The organism is Rhizobium sp. Root708 (genome assembly GCF_001429725.1).
Classification (GTDB): domain Bacteria; phylum Pseudomonadota; class Alphaproteobacteria; order Rhizobiales; family Rhizobiaceae; genus Rhizobium.
The window spans coordinates 303,743-323,437 of record NZ_LMHV01000044.1 but is presented as its reverse complement, the minus strand read 5'-3'; the positions used below and the strand labels follow the sequence as shown (position 1 = coordinate 323,437).

Here is a 19,695-nt window from a genome sequence, read left to right as displayed (position 1 = left end):
GCTCGACTACGCTGTCTGAAGAGCTCAGAGAAGCAGGGTCGCGGTCCGCTTTTGTCGTCATGAATCGCTCCGGGACAGAGAAGCAGCACTGGATGGAGGGGATTTGAATGAACCACCTTGTCGCCGGGCTTTTAGAAATCAGCGCTATCGCGCATGACGACGTAACGCTGAAAGCCGCCCTGGCGGATTTGGCTGAACAGTTCGATTTTACAGGCTACGACTATGCCAAGCTATTGCCGGGGGTCGTTCACGTGATCTCGAACCTGCAGCCCGATTGGCTAGAATGTAGCCGAAGGTTGGACCTGGATCGGCGAAATCCAATCATGAAGCGAGCCCAACAAAACCGCCGCGCCTTTGTATGGTCAGGGACGCAAGACAAGGAGACTCTGTCGGAGGAAGACCAGACTTTTTTTGAAACGGCATCACACTTCGGCATCCGTTCAGGCGTCACCATTCCGATTGCGATTTCCAATGGTGCGATTTCGGTACTCAGCTTCGTCTCACCGAAAGTCGTTTTGAGTGCGCGGGACGAAATCGATCCGATCGCCGCTTCCTCTGCCGTTGGGCAATTGCATGCCCGCATCGAACAACTGAACGTAATTCCCTCGATTCACGAACCGTTTTATCTCTCTCCAAAGGAGGCGACCTACACTCGATGGCTTTCACTCGGCAAAACGGTGGAAGACGCGGCCGAAATTGAGCAGGTTAAATATAACACCGTCCGTATCGCACTCGCCGAGGCCCGGAGGCGCTATGACCTTTGCAACAACACGCAGCTCGTGGCTCTGGCGATACGGCGGGGCGTGATTTGATCAAACCTTCGGTGTTCGGCCCAGGATGTTGAGAAGCGCTGTGAGAACCGACATCTGCGCGTGCATTTCGATCGTAGCATCGAGATAGGCTAAGTAAGCCTCACTTGGCTCTTTAGCGTCGTCCCGGCCACCCGCTCGTGTGTTTTGGAACAGTCGCTCTGCGCGGTCGACAAGTGTACGGTGCTTCTTTATCGCGCCTACCGTCAGGATCTCGATAACTTGCTCGGATTCGTTTGAGAGTAGTCCAACAATCGGTCTTAGGTCGATGTCCGCTATAATCCCATCTCTCTCGTGACCCATAACTTCTCCAAACGTCCGCTTATCAACTGCGTTGTACGCCAACAGTTGGCTCGTGTGAGGATCGAGCAACACAGTTTGCACTGTCGTTAGAGTTCTAGCGATTGGCTGGTGATATTTCCACTTGTTACGTAACCGGTGTTGTGCCTCCACGTTGCCCTCCGGCACCTGATCTGTGATCGACATTCCATGGACGAGCGAAGGAGTTTCTCCATGGACACTACACTGGAGGTTCTCACGACACGTCGTGGGCGGCGTGAGACGCATCGCCAATGGTCGGACGAGGTCAAGGCGCGGATCGTTTCGGAGAGCTTGCGACCCGGCGTGACGGTGAACGAAGTCGCGGAACGCCACGGTCTGAAGGCCAACCACCTGTCGTCCTGGCGCACGCTGGCGCGGCAGGGCAAGCTGGTTTTGCCCGAGCCGGAGGACGCAGTCGAATTCGCGGCCATGGTTGTCAAGATGCCAGCGCCGGAGCCAGAGCCGCCGACTGCCAAAGCAGTCTCCCGCGCCGAGATTGTCGTCGGTCCGGTCACGATCCGTCTTGAGGAAGGTGCGTCCGCTGCCCGAATCGCCGCCATCGCGCGTGCCTTGGCGGCGGGGACATGATCTTTCCATCGAACCGCGTGCGGATCATGGTGGCGACCAAACCAGTCGACTTCCGCAAGGGGCATGATGGATTGGCGGCGCTGGTGAAGAACGAGCTGCACAAGGACCCGTTTACCGGAACAGTCTTCGTGCTCCGGTCGCGCAAGGCGGACCGGTTGAAGCTGATCTACTGGGATGGCAGCGGGATTGTGCTGGCCTACAAGCGGTTGGAAGAGCACACCTTCACCTGGCCCGGCATCAAGGATGGCTTGATGACGCTGACCCACGCCCAGTTCGAAGCCCTGTTTGCGGGCCTCGATTGGCGGCGGGTTCATGCCGTCAAAGCGAGAGCGCCGGAGACCATCGGATAGCTGCGGCACGATGACTCAGGACGACTAATTCCGAAGGCAAATCGGCGCGGGATTTGGTAGGTTTGGCCATGCTTGATACCGCCGACCTTCCTGATGATGTTGCCGCCCTGAAGGCGATGCTGATCGCGGCCCAGGCGCGCGAGGCAGGCAAAGATGCCCAGATTGCTCGCAAGGATGAGCGGATCGAACGGCTTGAGAAGCTGGTTGCGGCCTTCAAGCAGGCAGCCTTCGGGAGAAAGTCCGAGAAGGCCGATCCCGACCAATTCGATCTGGCACTGGAAGACCTCGAAATGGCGATGGCTGCCATCCATGCCGAGGATGAGGCGGACGGTCCTCCTGGAAACAGGATCAGCAAGCCCCGCGCGACCAATCGTGGCTCCCTTCCAAGGCATCTTCCCCGTGTGGAAGAGGTCATCGAACCAGCAAGCCTGATCTGCGCCTGTGGCGGTTGCCTGCATTGCATCGGCGAGGATGTCTCCGAACGGCTGGATGTAGTCCCGGCGCAGTTCCGCGTCATTGTCACCCGCCGCCCCAAATATGCGTGCCGTGCCTGCACCGACTGCGTCGTCCAGGCCCCGGCTCCATCGCGGCTGATCCAGGCAGGACTGCCGACGGAAGCGACCGTCGCTCATGTGCTGGTCTCTAAATATGCCGATCACCTGCCGCTGTACCGCCAGGCGCAAATTTACAAGCGTCAGGGCATAGACCTCGACCGTTCGACGCTGGCCGATTGGGTCGGACGCGCAGCCTATGAACTGCGTCCCGTGTTCGATGCGCTGATTGCCGACCTGAAGCGCTCGACCAAACTGTTCATGGACGAGACCCGTGCCCCAGTTCTCGATCCCGGTTCTCGCAAGACCAAGACCGCATAGTTCTGGGCACTTGCGCGGGATGACCGTCCTTGGAACGGAGGCGCTCCGCCGGGCGTCGCCTTCACCTATGCTCCCGGTCGAGGGGGCATTCATGCCGAACGCATATTGCAGGGCTTCTCCGGCATCCTTCAGGTCGATGGCTATGCCGGATACGGCTGATCGCACCAGAGCGCGTTGGCCCGGACATTCGGCTTGCCTATTGTTGGGCACACGCCCGTCGCAAGTTGGTCGAGATCACCCGCAACGGAATAGCACCGATGGCCGAGGACGGCGTCAAACGGATCGGAGAGCTTTATCGGATCGAGGCCGAACTGCGAGGCCTTCATCCGGAGGCTCGCCTCGCCGGGAGACAGGAACGATCAGCGCCGCTGATCGCCGACATGCAGACCTGGCTTGCCCATCACCGTGCCCGTGTCGCGACCAAGTCCCCACTCGGCGAGGCCTTGGCCTACATCGCCAAATACTGGGATGGCCTGAAGCTCTTCCTTACCGACGGCCGTATCGAGATCGACAACAACAGCGTCGAGCGAACCATCCGGCCGATAGCTCTCAATCGCAAGAACGCCCTCTTTGCTGGACATGACGCGGGAGCGGAGAACTGGGCGACCATCGCCTCGCTCATCGAGACGTGCAAACTCAATGCGGTCGATCCGTTGGCCTATCTGACCACCATTCTGACCGCCATCGCGAATGGTCATAAGCAGAGCCGGGTCGAAGAGCTACTGCCTTGGAATTGGCGGTGGGACACATCTGCCCGAACCGATAGAAACGCTGTAACAAATTCTACTCGGTGACACACGAGGCGTTAAATTCGGCGATTGCTGGCCCCGCAACTGCTCCTACCATGAAGACGCCCGTTTCGGCATAGCCGACGATGGACACCTTCAAGGGTGGCGTATCACCGAACCAAGAGCCGATTGTCTTAATTTCATCGGCTTTTATTCGTGTTATGACCAACGTATCCGGCTCACCTTCACCGTCCCGCGATACGGCGGATTCCAGCCATGTGAGGTCTTGCCCCTTCTCGACCAAATCCATGACCACTTTCAATTGCTGCTCAATGCCACCGACAAAAAGCGAGACATTGTCGTCGCGGCCTTTTTCTATCGCCCATCGCGGGCCTGGCAATCTCGTCGATAAAATCAGATGCAATTCTTTGTTCTGCGAGCAAACAACGTACAAAGAAGACGGTGCCTTTCCCCGAGCCTGTCGCGCAATTTCTAAGCCATCTTGCACAATAAACGGCATGGCTTTGACCTGTTGCCAAGGCAGCATTTTTGCATGGGCTTGCCAGGTGGAAAGCAGGACGCAGAGGGGGGCCATACAAGCTCTGAAGATCGAACTATGCATCCAAACGCACCTACTCTGCTGGCTATCAAAATGCCACGTTACGCTGCGCTGCCGGTGACCGCAATTGGCGGCCATTCCTGCCATCCCGTATCGCGGCCTCTCAAAACCACAGACGTCATAAAATCAAGGTGCCAGCGCAACAGCGCTTACCTTGTTACTGGGTGGCCTGATCTTAATTCTGGCGCCCAGGGCACTTGCTTTCGCGGCCCCGGCAGCCGGAACCTTACCACGTCGATCGCATGGCGAATGCTTTCCGTGACATCGCTCTTAATGGAACGGCTGAGCGGGCAGTCCCCGTCCATACGACGAAGCCGGACGAGGCGGTTGGATCAGTGCTTGACAACACCTCCAACACCAATCTTGACCATCGGGTAAAAGGAAGATCCGCGGTCTGCACAGCACGGATCTTCCCTTGTGACACCTGTCCCAGGAGACAAGGCAAGCGTAGGTTACAGCAATTACTAGAATTCTCTAATCACATTGTGCACACAACGTATTGGGCATGACAGGCTAGTAGCTCGCTTGTCGACCAGCAGATAGCATACGCTTTAAACCTCGCCGAACATGTCCGGTTCGCGAAGGATCCACTCTAAAACGGACGAGGTTGCGGCGCCCAGCATCGGGCAAAACCATCAATCCCGCCGCTAGAGCGAGGTATGATGCACGGCGGATGGAATCCGAATTTTCCCGCCATACGGCCCTCAAATATCGCAGTACAAGCGCCGGAGTGGGTCTTTGACCAGAAGTTACTGCTCCAAACAAATTCATCTCAAGCACGTATGCGTACTCACTTCGGATCTCGATTGATTGCTGAACGCCTCTTGCCTCGATCAACTCCTGCAAATGGCGCAGTCGTTCCGTGAAGCGCTTGGCGTCGCCGGTCATGCGCTCAGTGGTCAGCGCTGAGAAACCTGATAAGTTCGTATTATGCATTCGATATTGACCCAAGGCCTTCTCGATCGACACGACGTTTCCCAAAAATGGAGCAAGTAAATATGAGACGCCGTCAATTCCTTTCTCGTAGCTCAAGTCGCCGAGATCATCATAGACGTCGCGACGGTAAATATTTCCGGAGGTTGGTGGTGTGCTATAGTAGCCGCGCTCAGTGATCGATTGAATCAGTGGAAGCGAGTGTTCAGAGGCGAGCAACCTAGGAAATGGCTCCCCTACGACTGTGCCCGCGCGATCGATTGGCGACAGCATGAACTGAATCTTTGACACCTCCGGGCGGAAGTAGGGGGCGAGCTCGTTCAGGGCATTAGGCAATAAAACGTCGTCAGCATCAAGGAAATACACGAAGTCGCCGCGTGCCAGCGATAGGCCCGCGAAGCAGCACCCTATCGATCCCTGGTGATGCGTTCGCTTCGATATGACAAGATCACCGTACTCCAAAATTCGGTCCCAGGATTGGTCTCCCGAACCATCGTCGACAACGATTACTTCCTTCGCCGAATAGGTTTGCGCCAGCGCACTTTCGATGCATTGATTGATGTAGTCTGCGTAATTGAAGCAGGTGATTATAATGCTTACCAGTGGCGTGCTCGAGTACATCGTCTCCGCTCCGCTGTTCTTATATCACGCCGCACACCATAGGGCGCGCTGGGACTTCCGTCTACATATCGGAAATCACCAAATCACGATCGACGCTCAGTGTGCGTTACCTCGTCGGCTCCAAATTGGTCATTAGACGGCCGCTCGCGTGCGCTGCTTCATAGCCATCGCGGATCGGTAGACGTCCAAAGTCTCATGGGCAACGCGATCAATTCTTAAGTTTTCGATCCGGTACTGGCTTTTGGCTTTCCAGTGACGCATGTTTTCCGGGAAGGCCAACAGCTCGTCCAGCGCTGCGGCAAGAGAGGCGGGGTTGTTCGGCGGGACCAAAATACCGGCCGCACCTTCCTCCAGTAATTGCGGGATACCGTCGACATTAGTGCCGATGATGGCACATCCCGCCTCGCGCGCTTCGGAAAGCACAAGCGGCGCCGGGTCGGCGTGGGATGGCAGGACGAAAACGTCCGCGGCCAACATGTACTGATACGGGTCCATCGATGGGCCGATAAATGTGATGCACGAGGCGCTGGATAACGATGCCGCCATCGTCTTATATTCTTCTCTCAGTGGGCCGTCGCCTACAACGTACAGCCGCGCATCGGCCCACCTTTGAGAAATCCTGTCAAAAGCATGCAGCAAATCAGGCAGCCCTTTTCGGGGGTGCAACCCGCCAACGAAAAGTATGCTTGGCGACTGTAGCCGTGCCGGCACCTCGATCCGGCCTTCCAGTCGGGCCGAGCCGATCGTGCCATTCAGCACGGTGTCGATCCGTGATGAGGAGATTCCTCGCCTTTGCATAGATGCATTGACCGCTTCGCTGACCGCTATTACGCGCGTCCCAAGCCCCATCAAGGTCGCACTCTTTTCAAATTCGTTGTGCACGGTGGTGATTAACGGAATTCCGAGAAGTTGACAGATCGGAAACGCCAGGACGGCACTTGTCATCATATGGGCGTGGACGATCGCCGGTCTGAACTCCCGCAAGAGTCGCCGAAGGGCGACTGCGCTTCGAAGTAGCGTCGAGACCGACCTTTCATGATCGACCGTGGCGGTGCGTATCCCCCTTTCCCGCAGAAGTTCGTCGAAGTCGCCTCCTCCACTTGCCACGCAAATCTCATGCCCCATCGCCGCTTCAGCGCAGGCGAGATCAACCATGGCATGAACGTGCCCGTTGAGGTGCCGAGTATGATTGAGAATGTGCACAATGCGCATTTGCAAGCCCTCAATTGCATTCACGATATGAGCTTTGATTAGCTCGCCCGACTGTCAACCGCGCCTGCCCAAAGCGGCCTCGACTTCGATCGTGGAGACCCTCGCAGTCGGTTGATAGGAAAATTTGCCTTGGCGCCCGATCGTCTCGATACCATACGCTTCGAGGCGCCGCACCGCTTCCGCAGCACGTTCTGTCGCGCCCCGGCTGTAGATCGGATAGGCATTCTCTAGGATTTGACTACCCTCTAATTTGAGATCACCCTTGAAAATTCCGCTCTCAGACACGTGACCGCGAAACTCCAATTCAGCCTCGGCCGAGGAATACGCCCCTCCTCCGACAACCTCCACTGCAAAATACTCCCTGCCCGCCACGCTGCCATAGAAATCAGAATAGACGGTAAGACGCTTCCAAGAACCGGTAAGAGAGAAGTTGTAGATGATGGAAGGTGAGAAACCGCGTTCTCCGTCGAAACTGAAATATAGAGTGATGAGCGTAATTGTTCGAAGGTCCGTCTGCGTAGTCATTCCGCTTAGTCCTTCGATAACGGAAATCGGGATAGTGGAAACGACGCGTGCCGCCGTTGCGCGCGTGCTGGAGAATTCAAGTTCGAATCCTGCGGCCGTCTTTCGAATCTGTCTTGTTCCCGCCGCTGTAAGGAATGCCACGCCCGCGCCTTTCAGCTTCTGCGCTGCAGCATTATAAAGAATAGAGAACCCCGATTTTGGTCGCGCCATTTGTCGATTGGAAGGCCGTCCAGTTTGCTTTCCTCGCAGGGCTCGGCGGATAAGATTAGTCACGGAAGCATGTTCACTGATCCAGAGCATCCTCTTGCGGGCAAGTTCGAGGTCGATTTCCTCCGCCGGCAGCCCGTAGAAGCGTCCCATGTAAGCCTCGAGCCCGGACTGGCGGAGCAATTCCGCGCCGATCCAGAACCTCGCGAAGTCGCGTGCATTTTTCAGTTCCCGCCTAAATAGTCGTGCAAACGCCAACGATATCAATATCTTGGTCATGCCAATGAAGCCAGCGCCTAAAACGTCGTCGCGGATGGAAATCGGACAGGTCGTCACTTTCCCCTGAGGACTCAGCCTTCCCCACGACGGTGAGATCGGGACATAATATGCCAAAAGCTCGGGGAAATGACGGAGGAGGGGGGAGTCGTCCTGGAATATCAAGCTCCCGACGTCGAATGTATAACCCTCGGTCGACGTCCAATCCATGTGGTTTCCGCCCACTTGCTTGTAGTCGTCCGCGACGAGTACTCGATTGCCTTGTGACGAAAGGATGGAAGCAGCAACAAGCCCTGAAATACCTGCCCCGAGGACCACGACATCATAATAGTCGTCGGAGGGCGAATTTGTGACCTCAGTAGACGCTTCATCCATCTAACACCAACGAGAGACCGGGAACCCAGCGTACCACCATGATATTGTTAGCACGCCTCCAAGTCTATGCCTGACCTAATACTTACTTTAGCCCGTCTGCAGCAACGCCATTTTAACTCCTCCCAAACGATTGAGCTTTTGACTTGATGACGTCAACAAACTCCTGCTAGATAGCTTTAATCTTTGTTTGCGGAACGCCTTTCTTGCGTTCGCAACGGAGCTGCGTGAACGGCAAAACAGACCTGACGGGCGCGGAGGATAGGGCAGTGCGCCGGCGAGAACTGGATGTTCTTCTCAAACCACTTGATGGGGCATCGACCTCATTTCGACCGACATTTTCGAAACTCTTGTGATGCGATGCACTTTGATCGCAGCACCGGCGGATGCTGAATTTGGAGTTCCAACTTAACCGGGTCCCAGCGCCTGAGAGACGAAGAAATGTTTGTCGGAGATCCGGCCCTAGCCCGGCCGATAAAGTCGCAGGATCGGCGGAAGTGTGCGGTACCTCGTGAGCTCACCCAGGTGAATTCTGTCGTATTTTCAACGCTCGAAGTCGCCCATATTCCGTTGCGTTATTTTTGATCGGCGGGCGTCGTTCCCCGCTTCGTTCGCTTTCTCCACCGGTCGCAGCAATGGGGGAGATATTAAGAAAGAATTGTCGAGTCCCTGACGTCAGTCGTAGTTGCTTAGGCGACGAAATCGGGAGTAAATCGTGCTTGCGCTCAAAGCTTTCCAAGGCGCCGGATGGCTCGTCTTTTCCCGTTTCATTGGGCGGGCCATCGACTTCTTTACACTGCTTATTCTGGCCCGGATGTTGTCTCCCTCGGACTTCGGTATCGCGGCACTCGCAACCTCTCTTGTCGTAATCGTCGACACGGTGCTGGAGGTCCCTGTAACGCAGGCATTGGTGCGTCTTCCCGCGATCGACAAACGTCATCTGGACACGGGCTTCACGCTCAATGTCGTTCGTTGCGGCGTAATGGCTGTGCTCATCTTATGCGCCGCGCTCCCCTTTTCACTACTCAACCACGAACCGCTATTGCCTCCTCTCGTTTGCGTGCTCGCGCTCGGTCCTATTTCGCGGGCTTTTGCCAGCCCTGCCATGGTTGTTTACGCGCGAGAGATGAACTTCAAGCAAACTTTTATTCTCGAGGTGGTCGGTAAGCTTGTCGCCAGTGTTGTTGCGACGGTCATCGTTTTAAAGGGCGGCTCCTATTGGGCCATAGTGGCCAATTATGTAATAGTGTCGGTCGGCTCAAGCATCGTTTCTTATGTATTGGCTCCCTATCGGCCAGCGATTTCTCTTGTCCGGTTTTCCGACTTCGCCGGCTTCATGGGCTGGTTCAGTTCGGCTCAGTTGATCTCTGCGTTGAACTGGCAATTTGACCGCTTCATGATCGGCGTCTTCTCCGATCGCGCGGGTCTTGGCCGCTACGCCGTTGCGAACGATATCTCCGTTATCCCGACCCAAAGTATAATCGGTCCGGCACTTCAGCCGGTCATGGCAGCATTTTCGCAGATCAATTCGGATCCTATTCGGGTCAGAGGGGCTTTTCTTAAGGCCGCGAGGTTTGCGATGATCATCTCGATCCCGGTGTGCGTTGGTATCAGCGTGACGGCCGATCTTGCAACAAGCATTCTTTTAGGGTCGAAGTGGCAGGAGGCTGCTCCTATTCTCAGCATCCTGGCCGTTGCCGTCGTGCCGACCCCGTACTTCCAGACGCTATACTCGGTCAGCGTCGCGATTGACCGACCGATCGTGGTCTTTCGCTTGAACGCGATCGACTTCTGCTTTCGGCTCGTGCTATTGCCGATTGGTTTCTATGCTAATTCGATCTTGGGCGTAAGTTATGCGAGACTCGTCCTATCGTTCATCATGTTCGGTTTCTATCTCAAAACTGCGGAGGCACTGCTAGGCCTCCCAGTCGGAGACCAATTGCGAAATCTCTGGAAGATCGCTTTGGCTGGGATGGTCATGTGGTCTTGGGTCTGGATTCTTCGCCACGAATTGGCGGATTTAAGCCTCAGTAATACAGTTGAGCTTATATCAGTAGCCAGTTCTGGAGCCGCCGCCTATGGTGTAGCGCTTGCCTTACTTGGAATTCGATTGAAAGCTGGCGCAGGTCGTCTGGAGCTAGTTGACAGGCGGTGAACACTTCCTCACAGCGGGTGTCTCGAGCCACCTCGGTTTTCTTGCGACTCTTTGCGCAGTTGCGCGATCGCTTGGTCAACGGCTTTTTCCATTCCGTACCGGAAGCGATAACCCGATGCTTTTAATCGATCATTGGCGAACCGCATCCGCCACAGCGGATTTCGAAGCGGAAGTGTATGAAAGCGGAGAAAGTCGTGCATCCAGTCGGCAAACCAGTGCACCTCCAATGGTCGATATCGTGAGTCTCTGCTCACCGGATACGCCCGGCGCATAAAGTCGATGTGGCGACGCGTCGCACAATCGTCTTCGGCGAGATTGTAGACGGCGACCTCACCCGGTTTATAGGCCCCATCCAGAGCCCGCTGCATGAACCAGATCAACGCGTCGGAGACATCCCCAACGTAGATGTGATGTGCATGCCGGTGCGCGGCCAGGAGACGCTTGACAGGGCTCCAGTCGCGTATACCTATAATTTCGGCGACGCTGACAACGACCGTGGGGCGCAGTATGATGTAGCGGGTTTGCCAAGCAGCATCGCGAAGCCCCATTTCGCCACAAAGCTTCGTCCGTCCGTACTCGCGTACATAGGGCAGTGCCCAGTATTCCGACCGATCGTCGCGATCGTGAGTCAAGACTGCAGAACCCTCGTCGATTTCAACGGTGCGACCACTACCGTAGACCGATACGGAACTGGCATAGCAAAAAGCGCCTATCCCAGCTTTCTCCGCGGCCTTTGCCAAAAGCCGGGTTGCTCCGACATTGACCTGCAACATCCTATATTTGTCTCCTAGTTCCGCTGCTAGGTGAATTATCGCATCGCATCCTTCAACCAAGAGGGGATAGTCGCACAGGCTCGCGAAATTGACCACTCGCCACTCAATTCCTTCCCGGCAGTCTTCAGCGGCTGCTTGTCTAGTAGTAGCCCGGACGCGATATCCACGGTCCAAAAGATCGGCGACGACAACCTTACCAATCCGGCCGGTTGCGCCGGTGACGAGAACCAATGCATCAGGCATGAGCAACTGCCGTCGGTTTGGCTTGCGCATGCGCAAGGGCCTTGATGTGATCGGCAAGACGGATCGCCATCGCGACGATCATTTGCGTCGGATTGCAATGTCCAGCAGTGGGGAACACGGAACTTCCCGCGATAAATACGCCGGTGGTCCCATTCACTTCGCAATTCTCATCAACAACGCCTCGAGTTGGAGAGGCCGACATCCTGGTGGTACCGGTGGGATGAGCGACATCGACGAAATTCGCAGGGATTGGCGCCCGATCGCGAACCCATTCGGCCAGTTTCGGCGTCCGAATGCCTATTCTGGCAAATTCTTCAGTCACGAATTCGGCCATACGCCACATGGTTCGGTCTTCATCGGAATGGCTGCGCCAGTCCACCTTTGGCAAGGGAACTCCCAAATGGTCGCAACGCGCTGACAAAGTAATTCGGCTGTTCGGATCGGGCATCTGCTCGCACATGCACTCAAGCGTCAGCGCCTGCAGCTTGCGGGGAAAGCCATTTCGAGCGCCGAAATAGTCGCTCACGCCGCGAAGGAGAAGATTGGTGTTTCTTACCAAGGTAACGGCATCTCTTGGAAGATTGGGATGCCGGCCTGCAAAACGTCGCAAGGCGTCCCATGGATCGTCGGGCGCGAGCACCTCTCCGAGCCAAACAGCCGAATTAAGAAGGCGCTCACGTCTTTGGAGCTCTGGACTCAATCGCAATCCGGCGCGGAACAAGTGCCCCTTGACGTTGTAGCGACCAAAACGCCGCTGGAGTGACTGCGAACCCGGCACATCGAAGGAGCCTACAGGGCCACGGATATGATCCATTAGATACCGCCCGACCTGGTCGTGATCGTTGCCGAGCCCCTTGCTGCCGTCGGATGTTGAATTCAATAAGAGGCGAGCGTTCTCGATCCCGCCCGCACAAAGGATAATCGTCCGCGCACTCAGGACGTGCCGACGCCCATCCGACGTCGCGATTTCGACAGCGTGCGCCCACCGGTTTTCGTTGACAAGCACCCTCGTCGCGGTCGCACTGGTCAATAGCGTGACATTCTCGCCGAGATTTCGAGTCAAGTGCCGACCGAAGCGCATATATTCGAAGGGGTACGACTCCTCTCGATCCCGACTGAACTGCCAGAAGAAGGGAAGTAGCAAGGATGGGTCGACCTCGCTGGTCGGGGCATTTTTTCCCGCAAACTTCCAGAAACTCTCGCCGCTAAAACCGCTGCCGACGGCTAGCCCAAGATGATCAACGCTCCTATCGAAGTAAGGAGCCAACTCATCCGCCTTGATCGGCCAGCCTGAATGGGAAACCCATGAACGGCGTTCGAAATCAATATCGTCGAAAGTGCCGCACCGCCCCCCCCACGTATGGGAACTCCCTCCGACAATACGATTGCGGACGGACCACTGATCGACCGCCCGGACACGTCCTATGTTTTCGATCTCGTTCAGTGCGTCAGCAATCTCGGTGCGTTCGAAGCCCCCGCTCTCGAGAATGACCACGCGTTGTCTGGTTCCCGAAAGCTCCTTGGCAATGGTGCTTCCTGCAGGTCCGGATCCCACGATGCAGATGTCAAAATTGGGAAAAGGTACGGCATCCTCGTGATTGATCGACTGTAGATCTATAGACTCCATCGTGCAGCGCGCCCTGGTTGTTTAAACTTTTGACGTAAGGGCTAGGCAATCTAACTTGAAATTATTCGAGAAACCCTTTGCGAATATTAGAACGGCTTCTCTTGAGACATTTTCTCAGCATTCGCGATGTGCTTTTATTGTACTATACTACGCTGATCGACCAGATCAAGGGGACGGCTCGTATGGACACCTACCAGGTGAACGCGGGAACCACGCGGCTTTCGCCGGGACGGCGTCGGGTCCTTTACATCCAGCCTGGAACAGCCGTCTTTGCGGGGATCGAGCGCGTCGTGGACACTGTTTGTGCCGGTCTAGCTGAGCGATTCAGCGGCGAGTTTGAGATTGATGTGCTGTACACGACCGGACACGATTATCGACCACCTTGCCCCAAATACAATGTCATCGAAGTTCGGCCACGCGGACGACTTCAATTGATGTTGATGTTTCGCAAAGTAATTAAAAGCAAGGATTACGATCTCGTTGTGGTGCCTCAGATCGAACCTGCGGTCATCGCGATGGCCTCCTGCCTCGGTCTACCGCGCAAATTTGCGATCCACCTTCATGGTAACCCTCGTCGGGAAAAGAGCCATTTGAAAGCGCGGATTCTATTCCTCCTCATGAGGCGTTACTTTCTGCATCGTGCGTCATACGTATTTGGGACTTCGTCCAAGCAACTAGCCTCGTTCCAGGAAATGTTTCCGAGCAAAATACCGCAGAAATGGCTTCCAAATCCCGTGCGACGCTTTGAGGGCGCCGATAACGGGAACCGCGACCCCGAACATGTGACGTTTGTGAATGTAGGGAGGTTCTCCTTCCAAAAGGGGCAAGACATTCTGCTAGAGGCATTCGCCGAGTTGGTGAAACAGCGCCCTCAGGCGCGATTAAAGATGGTGGGACACGGTATTGGCGACCGCGACCTGCGCAAGCAGATCCAGCGTTTGAGCATTGAGGCCGTTGTGCAAGTAGAGCGGCATCCGATCGATCCTCAACCTGCATTAGCCGCAAGTGACGTCTACGTGTCCACCTCACGATGGGAGGGGTGGTCGCTTGCTATTTGCGAAGCGCTTCGGTTCGGATTGCCGGTCATTTCCACAGATTGTGAGTTCGGCCCGAGTGAGATTTTGATCGAGGATCGTTTAGGCAGGCTCGTCTCAAAAACAGGAGGCTCTTCGCTTGTCGACGCAATGATTTACTATTGCGACAATCTCGATGCGGAAAAACAACATGACCACTTCAGGAAGGACTACGTAGATCGGTTCAGTGAGGAAAAAATTGTAAAAATTCACGCAGAAGCCTTGCTGCTCGCCTCGAAATAGATGTTTTCAAATAATGGGCGATGCAGTGTTTCCTTTTGGGGTGTGGCCCCCTCCTGTTAATATCTTTTTATCAGGCGCGGCGTTTGCTTGTTTGACAGGGGGTGAATTTCCGAACTACTGTTCGGCCCGAAGTCGTTCTTGGCAGTTCGGGTTACTGCTCGCCCTATTTACGGAAACTCGACGCTATTGCCGACGCTGTTATCAAGTCGGCATCAGGAGTGTAACGGTGCTTTGGACGTTGATAAGACTAGGCCGTTTTCGGCGTGCCGGTAATTAAGTGTGCGTATAGCGTTAAGAGCACTCATGGTCTTAGGGGCAGCGATGCAGCGTGGGAAGACCGGGTTTCCCACCCGCCCCTCCTCGCAGACATGAGGTCAGGTTAAACCGAATGGGAAATAACCCACCTGAGGCCGTGTTATGGACGATTTATCGGGCACATCATCGACGTTGGGGTCGTTGACAGATCACCAGGTGCGGTCGATTGCGCAACAGATTGATGCCACCGGCATCTTCTGCATGAAATCGTTTCTGTCGGAACTTGGCCTTGCGAAAGCTCGACAATTTGTCAACGCCAAACTGGACCAACGAGAGCATAAGACAGTCTCTCTCGCGCGAGACGAGATGTCGGGCTCGGGCCTGGATGAGCTAGCGCACTCGGAACAGTTTAAGAATTTCTGCGCTCGACTGTACTCGATCGGCTTCCACCACTCCGCCCCTGAGGTGGAGTTTTACCAAATTCTGCGTTGTCTCACGGGTCGAAGTGCAATGGAACATTCGCTCATGTTTCACTACGACTCGTACTTGATCACCTTCCTCATTCCTATCGAGATCCCCACCGAGGGTCCGCGTGGAGATTTCTTGATCATCCCGAACACGAGAGGTGTGCGATCTACCTATGCGATGAACTTGGTCGACAAAGCGCTTGTCGACAATAAACTCACGCAATGGCTGCTGCGGACTCTTCGGCTTCGCGATCCAAAATGGATGAGGCGTGTCCATCTATCGCCTGGAAACCTTTATATATTCTGGGGCTATTGTAGCATACACACCAACGAACCAGTCGACGAGCATGCAGTGAGAGCTACTGCCCTATTTCATTATGTTGACCCTCACGCAGAAAGCCGACTGAAACGGAGCCTAAGAGGGGGCGGGAACCATTAAGGACCAGGTAGCGGCGCAGAAATCAGACAACTGCAAGCTCTCTGAGGGAGTACTATCGTGTCACAGTCGTTTCGATGGCGGAAGAGACCACGCTCTTATCCTGCCTTTCGATCGTGCCGTGCTTCTTCTTATTCAGAAGGCGATACGGATCATTTGCGGTGAGTTGACGCGAGGCGACGGAGATTTGCGACCGTTGGAATTGATAAAGACGCGCTTGTCCAAGCGGGAGTTGTCGCTGCGTTTGCAGGATTTCTCGCGCCCACCACAGTAAGCGGAACCACCCCATTAGGCGGCTGTAGCCAACTGCGTCAGCGGAAAATACGATCGCAAGGCGCCACGATAAGCACGCAGCGCCTCTGGGAACGCTTGTGGTGAAGGAGTGTGTATCGCTCTGCCAGCGGCTGGCCCCGAGCGCTCGCCGTTGACATGTCAAGTGTCTTATAACGCAGATTGTCGACTGCGGGCCGTACTGACAATCAATCTCCTGGCGCCGCTACTCGGCTGCGATAACGTCTAATCCTCTCCTGGAGGCGATCTCTTCCAGATCGTGAACGCGAACGCTCTCGCAGGCTTTTCGAGCAATATCCACGAGGTGTCGATGGTGTGTGAGGTAGACCACCTGCCCGTGCTTCGCCATCTCGGCAAAAAGCCTGAAGGCTTCCTCCGCACGAAAGTCGTCGAAGCTTTCCATGATGTCATCAGCCACGAAGGGAACGGGCGGGCGGTTCGCGACGAACTCATGGTAGCCGGCAACGCGCAGTGCCAGATAAAGCTGGAAACGAGCGCCCTTCGAAAGTTCGTCGGAAAGCTTTGATCCGTCACTTGCGGAACGAGCAATCAGGACCTCCCCGTCCTTGCCGGGCTGTGCGGCCACGCCCTGATAGTTGCCCCGGCTGATCAGTCTGAAAGCGTCGGATGCTCGCGCCATCATTCCGCTGCGATGCCGATCGCGATAAAGCCTAAGGGCATGCTCTGCCGCGGCAATCCCGGTCCGCAGCTCGATGTAACGTCGCGCTCCCTCCTCGATCTCAAGAAGGGTCGTGCGTCGCTCCTCCTCGATCTCGGCGACCTTGGAATCTCCCCCGATGCCGTCCAGCGCCTCCCGTGCCTTCGAGAGCTCGTGGAACAGATCGTTCCAACGTCTTTCACAGGCTTCGAGTACCGGTGATAGCCGAGCCAACTCGGTCTCAAGCGTTTCCTTGTCTGTCTCGGCGGCGCTTGCTTCGACTTCTTGAATGTCCCGGGCACTGTTGATCTCGATGAGTTCCTGCTCCAACTCATCGATCAAGGATGACAACTCGCTGCGGCGAGCCGACACCGCGATGCACGCTTCCACCTCATCGAGACCGCTTGCGCCGAAGAAGTCGACCATGATCCCGATGCGTTTCTCGAGTATCTCCTCCGCCATGTTCAGTTCGCGCTGGACACTACGGAGAGCTTCCATATCGCCGTTTCGTTTCTCGAGGCGCTCCTGGTGCCTCCCCGCCACCTTGACTGCATCGAAGATGGATTGAGCAAGCTCGATCGTCGATGCAACGCTTGGAAGGGCGAGCCTCTCGCCGAACTCTGCGACCAGGGCTTCGAAATGCGCGACGTCCTTTTCCATCTTCTGCACGCGATCGATCAAGCTTTCCCTGCTTTCGACCGCGGAGGCCAGCTTTTCGAGAGTGGTCAGGATCTCGCTAACGGCTCCGACGCTCGGCAGCGTTTCAAATTCAGCGAGCCAGCAGTTCTCGCACGCAGCCTGCCATCGCCTGTTCCACTCGTCGGCAAGCCGCGTGGCGTTGACGAGTGTTTGTTCGCGCTCATTTCTTTGGTTTCTTAATCGCTCCACTGTCTCGACACGGTTCATCGCGTTGTGAAAATTGTCCAATCCCTCTTCGGCGCACGCGACAAGAGTTGCGATGTCCGCACTCGCATCGAAACGCAGGCCGGCATTGGTCATCGCGCTCGCCAAAAGCTTGCTTGACTTAGCAAGCCGGTCGCGGAGATCGGCTATCTCCTGTTCGGCGTCGTTGACCTCGTTGCGCACCTTGAGTGCTAAGTCTCTCTTGCGGAGCCACTCCTCGAACTCCAGAGGATGCGAGCTCAACCCAGAGCAGGACGCAGCCTGGCCGCAAAAGCCGGCGACATCTGTTCGAACCTTGTTGCCGGACGCGAGCGCACGTTCGCGCACGGTGCGAGCGGTGTCGATGTCGGCGGTCACCGCTGCCCGGCGTTGCAACAACTGGTTCAGCCTTCCGGTCTCGGAAAAATGCAAAAGGCGCTGGGCGATCACTTGATCGTTGGCCCTCATTGCAGCCTCGAACGCATCGGCAGAATGGACGTCCAGGGCCTGCCGATGCTGCAGCCAGGCCTCGTTCCGTGAGGTCAAGGCAGCAGCCGCGCTTGCCTCATCGATGTCGCCAATCCCTCTCTGCACGACCGCGATCTCCGCGTCGAGACGACGAAACTCCGGCTCCAGGCGATCCAGTTCAATCTGCGCAGCTCTCGTGCCTTCCTCGGCATCGCGCAGTTCGATTTTCCAGGCCTGAAGTTTCGCGGCCGACGGAACAGGCATCGATGCGAGTTCCGATGCTGTGGCGTTCCATGGCAACAGCGCCGCCAGCGCCTCCGAAAGTGCCGCTTCCGAGGCACCTCGTCGGCGTACCAGGGACCCGAGGGCGATTTCATGGTCGGATTGAGGAATCGACTTCAGGGTTGCGGACAATAGGCCGAACGCTTTGACCTGGTTGGCAGACAGATCGCTTGCCGCCTCCCCATGCTGAGCAAGCGCCTGCTCAATCCTGGCCAGTTCATCTGACGCCACCGACCTGCGCATATCAATGCCGGATTTGGCGCCGATCAACTCACGAAGCGTGCCGACGGTTGCCGCATCAAGTACCAACCGCGAGGGGGAGCGCTCCTCGGGCTTGCCGAGTTGCAGGAGGATGTTCTCGATCGCGAGCTCCGCGGCACGGGCCGACAGCTTTGGAATATCCTTTTCGGCGGTGAGATACCTAGCTTTACGCTCAGACAGTTCGTCCAGACGTGGCGCGAGGCCCAAGGCGGCCGGATCGGGCGCAATCTCCGCCAGTTCCTTGTTGAGCGTTTCCAGCGAGCGCAGAATATCCTGCTGCTTGACCCGGTATTCGATCTCAAGCCGTCTGAGATCCGGCAATTCCTTCTGCCAGGATGGAGGCGGCTGCGGAACGACAGCCAAGTCGTCCAGTCGTTCCTTAAAAGCGCCGAGACGCGAAAGCGACGGCAAGGTGCGCAGGATCCGGCCAATCTCGTCATGGCGACGCTGCGCGCCGGCTCGTTCGGTGACGACCTCCCCATAGGCACGATTGAGCCTGTTCCTTTCGCCTACCAGGCGCTGGTAGTCGCTAGCCTGGAGGTCGAGGGCCTCTTTATCCTGTTTGAGTTCTGCCAGCCTTGCCTTCAGTTCCCCGAGGGCGCCGCTGCGTGAACGGTACCTGTAGAAGCTGTCGGCATCACTGCGGATCGCGAGCAACTGACGACTAAGATCGGACAGGCCGGCGCTGGCCGAAAAGAGCAGCTCTCCAAGGTTTCCCTTGCTCGCCAGAATACTTTCCCCGCCCTTGACGAGCGTTTCTTCGTCCAGCGAAAACATCGTGGCGAAAGCGTCGCGATCAATACCGCCAAGATCAGCCCGGATCTCGGCATCGGCGAGTGATTTATCATGATGATCGAGCAGGCTGTTCTGCTGTTTCTTTACCCGAACGAATTCGCGATCATGGCCCGCAACGTGAATGTTCGCGCCTATCCGCATGGTCGCGTAAGGATGCAGGAATCCGTATTTGGTGGAGTTACTAATTCCAAAAATCAGGTCGAGGATTGCGTCGAGCGTGGTCGACTTGCCTGCTTCGTTCGGGCCGTAGATGAGATGAAGATCCGGGGACCCGTTCGGCGCCGATCCAAAATCGATCGAGGCGTCCGTGAACTTGCCGTAGCGGGTAAGGTCAAGGCGATTGATGCGCAAGT

At 56.2% G+C, this 19,695-nt stretch carries 13 protein-coding genes and 1 pseudogene; 6 read left to right on the top strand and 8 right to left on the bottom strand.

Annotated features, from left to right (window positions below; genetic code table 11):
* The first annotated feature begins 107 nt into the window (after window positions 1-107).
* Window positions 108-812, top strand: a complete 705-nt coding sequence (locus ASE04_RS29715) for an autoinducer binding domain-containing protein (RefSeq protein WP_056826407.1) — start codon at window positions 108-110, stop codon at window positions 810-812.
* On the opposite strand, the gene ASE04_RS29710 is transcribed toward ASE04_RS29715, so the two are convergent.
* Window positions 813-1,112, bottom strand: a complete 300-nt coding sequence (locus ASE04_RS29710; protein ID WP_056826477.1) for a transcriptional repressor TraM — start codon at window positions 1,110-1,112, stop codon at window positions 813-815.
* 210 nt (window positions 1,113-1,322) lie between these two features.
* On the opposite strand from ASE04_RS29710, the gene tnpA reads away from it, so the two are divergent.
* The 3 genes and pseudogenes from tnpA (at window position 1,323) to tnpC (ending at window position 3,734) form a co-directional block, all read left to right on the top strand.
* Window positions 1,323-1,718, top strand: coding sequence for an IS66-like element accessory protein TnpA (gene tnpA / locus ASE04_RS29705; RefSeq protein WP_056826404.1), 396 nt, complete (start codon window positions 1,323-1,325; stop codon window positions 1,716-1,718).
* Window positions 1,715-2,068, top strand: coding sequence for an IS66 family insertion sequence element accessory protein TnpB (gene tnpB / locus ASE04_RS29700; RefSeq protein ID WP_056826402.1), 354 nt, complete (start codon window positions 1,715-1,717; stop codon window positions 2,066-2,068). Before tnpA ends, tnpB begins: the two co-directional genes overlap by 4 nt.
* A 68-nt stretch (window positions 2,069-2,136) precedes the next feature.
* Window positions 2,137-3,734 (top strand): annotated as a pseudogene (gene tnpC, locus ASE04_RS29695) (IS66 family transposase).
* On the opposite strand, the gene ASE04_RS29690 reads toward tnpC, so the two are convergent.
* The 4 genes from ASE04_RS29690 to ASE04_RS29675 form a co-directional block, all read right to left on the bottom strand.
* Entirely contained in the window at window positions 3,724-4,290 is a 567-nt protein-coding gene (locus ASE04_RS29690) for a hypothetical protein (RefSeq protein WP_156408926.1), read from the bottom strand. The pseudogene tnpC and the gene ASE04_RS29690 overlap by 11 nt on opposite strands.
* Window positions 4,291-4,800: 510 nt before the next feature.
* A complete protein-coding gene (locus ASE04_RS29685) occupies window positions 4,801-5,841 on the bottom strand; it encodes a glycosyltransferase family 2 protein (protein WP_056826398.1) in 1,041 nt (346 codons plus the stop codon).
* 132 nt (window positions 5,842-5,973) lie between these two features.
* Window positions 5,974-7,053: a glycosyltransferase family 4 protein gene (locus tag ASE04_RS29680; RefSeq protein WP_056826397.1), complete on the bottom strand. Its 1,080-nt coding sequence runs from the start codon at window positions 7,051-7,053 to the stop codon at window positions 5,974-5,976.
* A gap of 54 nt (window positions 7,054-7,107) precedes the next feature.
* Window positions 7,108-8,436, bottom strand: a complete 1,329-nt coding sequence (locus ASE04_RS29675) for an NAD(P)-binding protein (RefSeq protein ID WP_056826395.1) — start codon at window positions 8,434-8,436, stop codon at window positions 7,108-7,110.
* A gap of 712 nt (window positions 8,437-9,148) precedes the next feature.
* On the opposite strand from ASE04_RS29675, the gene ASE04_RS29670 reads away from it, so the two are divergent.
* Entirely contained in the window at window positions 9,149-10,588 is a 1,440-nt protein-coding gene (locus ASE04_RS29670) for a lipopolysaccharide biosynthesis protein (protein ID WP_056826393.1), read from the top strand.
* Between the two features lie 8 nt (window positions 10,589-10,596).
* On the opposite strand, the gene ASE04_RS29665 is transcribed toward ASE04_RS29670, so the two are convergent.
* Complete coding sequence (locus ASE04_RS29665; RefSeq protein ID WP_056826391.1) at window positions 10,597-11,604, bottom strand: NAD-dependent epimerase/dehydratase family protein; 1,008 nt, start codon at window positions 11,602-11,604, stop codon at window positions 10,597-10,599.
* Window positions 11,597-13,231 (bottom strand): GMC oxidoreductase, encoded by a 1,635-nt coding sequence (locus ASE04_RS29660; protein ID WP_056826388.1) that lies wholly within the window; start codon window positions 13,229-13,231, stop codon window positions 11,597-11,599. Before ASE04_RS29660 ends, ASE04_RS29665 begins: the two co-directional genes overlap by 8 nt.
* 182 nt (window positions 13,232-13,413) lie before the next feature.
* Here ASE04_RS29660 and ASE04_RS29655 point away from each other — a divergent pair, with 182 nt between their 5' ends.
* Window positions 13,414-14,547 carry a glycosyltransferase gene (locus tag ASE04_RS29655; protein WP_056826474.1) on the top strand — a complete coding sequence of 378 codons (1,134 nt, stop codon included), beginning with the start codon at window positions 13,414-13,416 and terminating at the stop codon, window positions 14,545-14,547.
* A 1,654-nt stretch (window positions 14,548-16,201) separates the two neighbouring features.
* Here ASE04_RS29655 and ASE04_RS29645 read toward each other — a convergent pair.
* On the bottom strand, window positions 16,202-19,693 hold the full coding sequence (locus tag ASE04_RS29645; RefSeq protein ID WP_056826384.1) for an AAA family ATPase: 3,492 nt from the start codon (window positions 19,691-19,693) through the stop codon (window positions 16,202-16,204).
* Window positions 19,694-19,695: the final 2 nt, after the last annotated feature.

Coding starts and splice junctions, on each gene's coding strand:
- ASE04_RS29715 (WP_056826407.1), top strand. CDS start 108: ATGAACCACCTTGTCGCCGGGCTTTTAGAAATCAGCGCTATCGCGCAT.
- ASE04_RS29710 (WP_056826477.1), bottom strand. CDS start 1,112: ATGGGTCACGAGAGAGATGGGATTATAGCGGACATCGACCTAAGACCG.
- tnpA (WP_056826404.1), top strand. CDS start 1,323: ATGGACACTACACTGGAGGTTCTCACGACACGTCGTGGGCGGCGTGAG.
- tnpB (WP_056826402.1), top strand. CDS start 1,715: ATGATCTTTCCATCGAACCGCGTGCGGATCATGGTGGCGACCAAACCA.
- ASE04_RS29690 (WP_156408926.1), bottom strand. CDS start 4,290: ATGCATAGTTCGATCTTCAGAGCTTGTATGGCCCCCCTCTGCGTCCTG.
- ASE04_RS29685 (WP_056826398.1), bottom strand. CDS start 5,841: ATGTACTCGAGCACGCCACTGGTAAGCATTATAATCACCTGCTTCAAT.
- ASE04_RS29680 (WP_056826397.1), bottom strand. CDS start 7,053: ATGCGCATTGTGCACATTCTCAATCATACTCGGCACCTCAACGGGCAC.
- ASE04_RS29675 (WP_056826395.1), bottom strand. CDS start 8,436: ATGGATGAAGCGTCTACTGAGGTCACAAATTCGCCCTCCGACGACTAT.
- ASE04_RS29665 (WP_056826391.1), bottom strand. CDS start 11,604: ATGCCTGATGCATTGGTTCTCGTCACCGGCGCAACCGGCCGGATTGGT.
- ASE04_RS29660 (WP_056826388.1), bottom strand. CDS start 13,231: ATGGAGTCTATAGATCTACAGTCGATCAATCACGAGGATGCCGTACCT.
- ASE04_RS29655 (WP_056826474.1), top strand. CDS start 13,414: ATGGACACCTACCAGGTGAACGCGGGAACCACGCGGCTTTCGCCGGGA.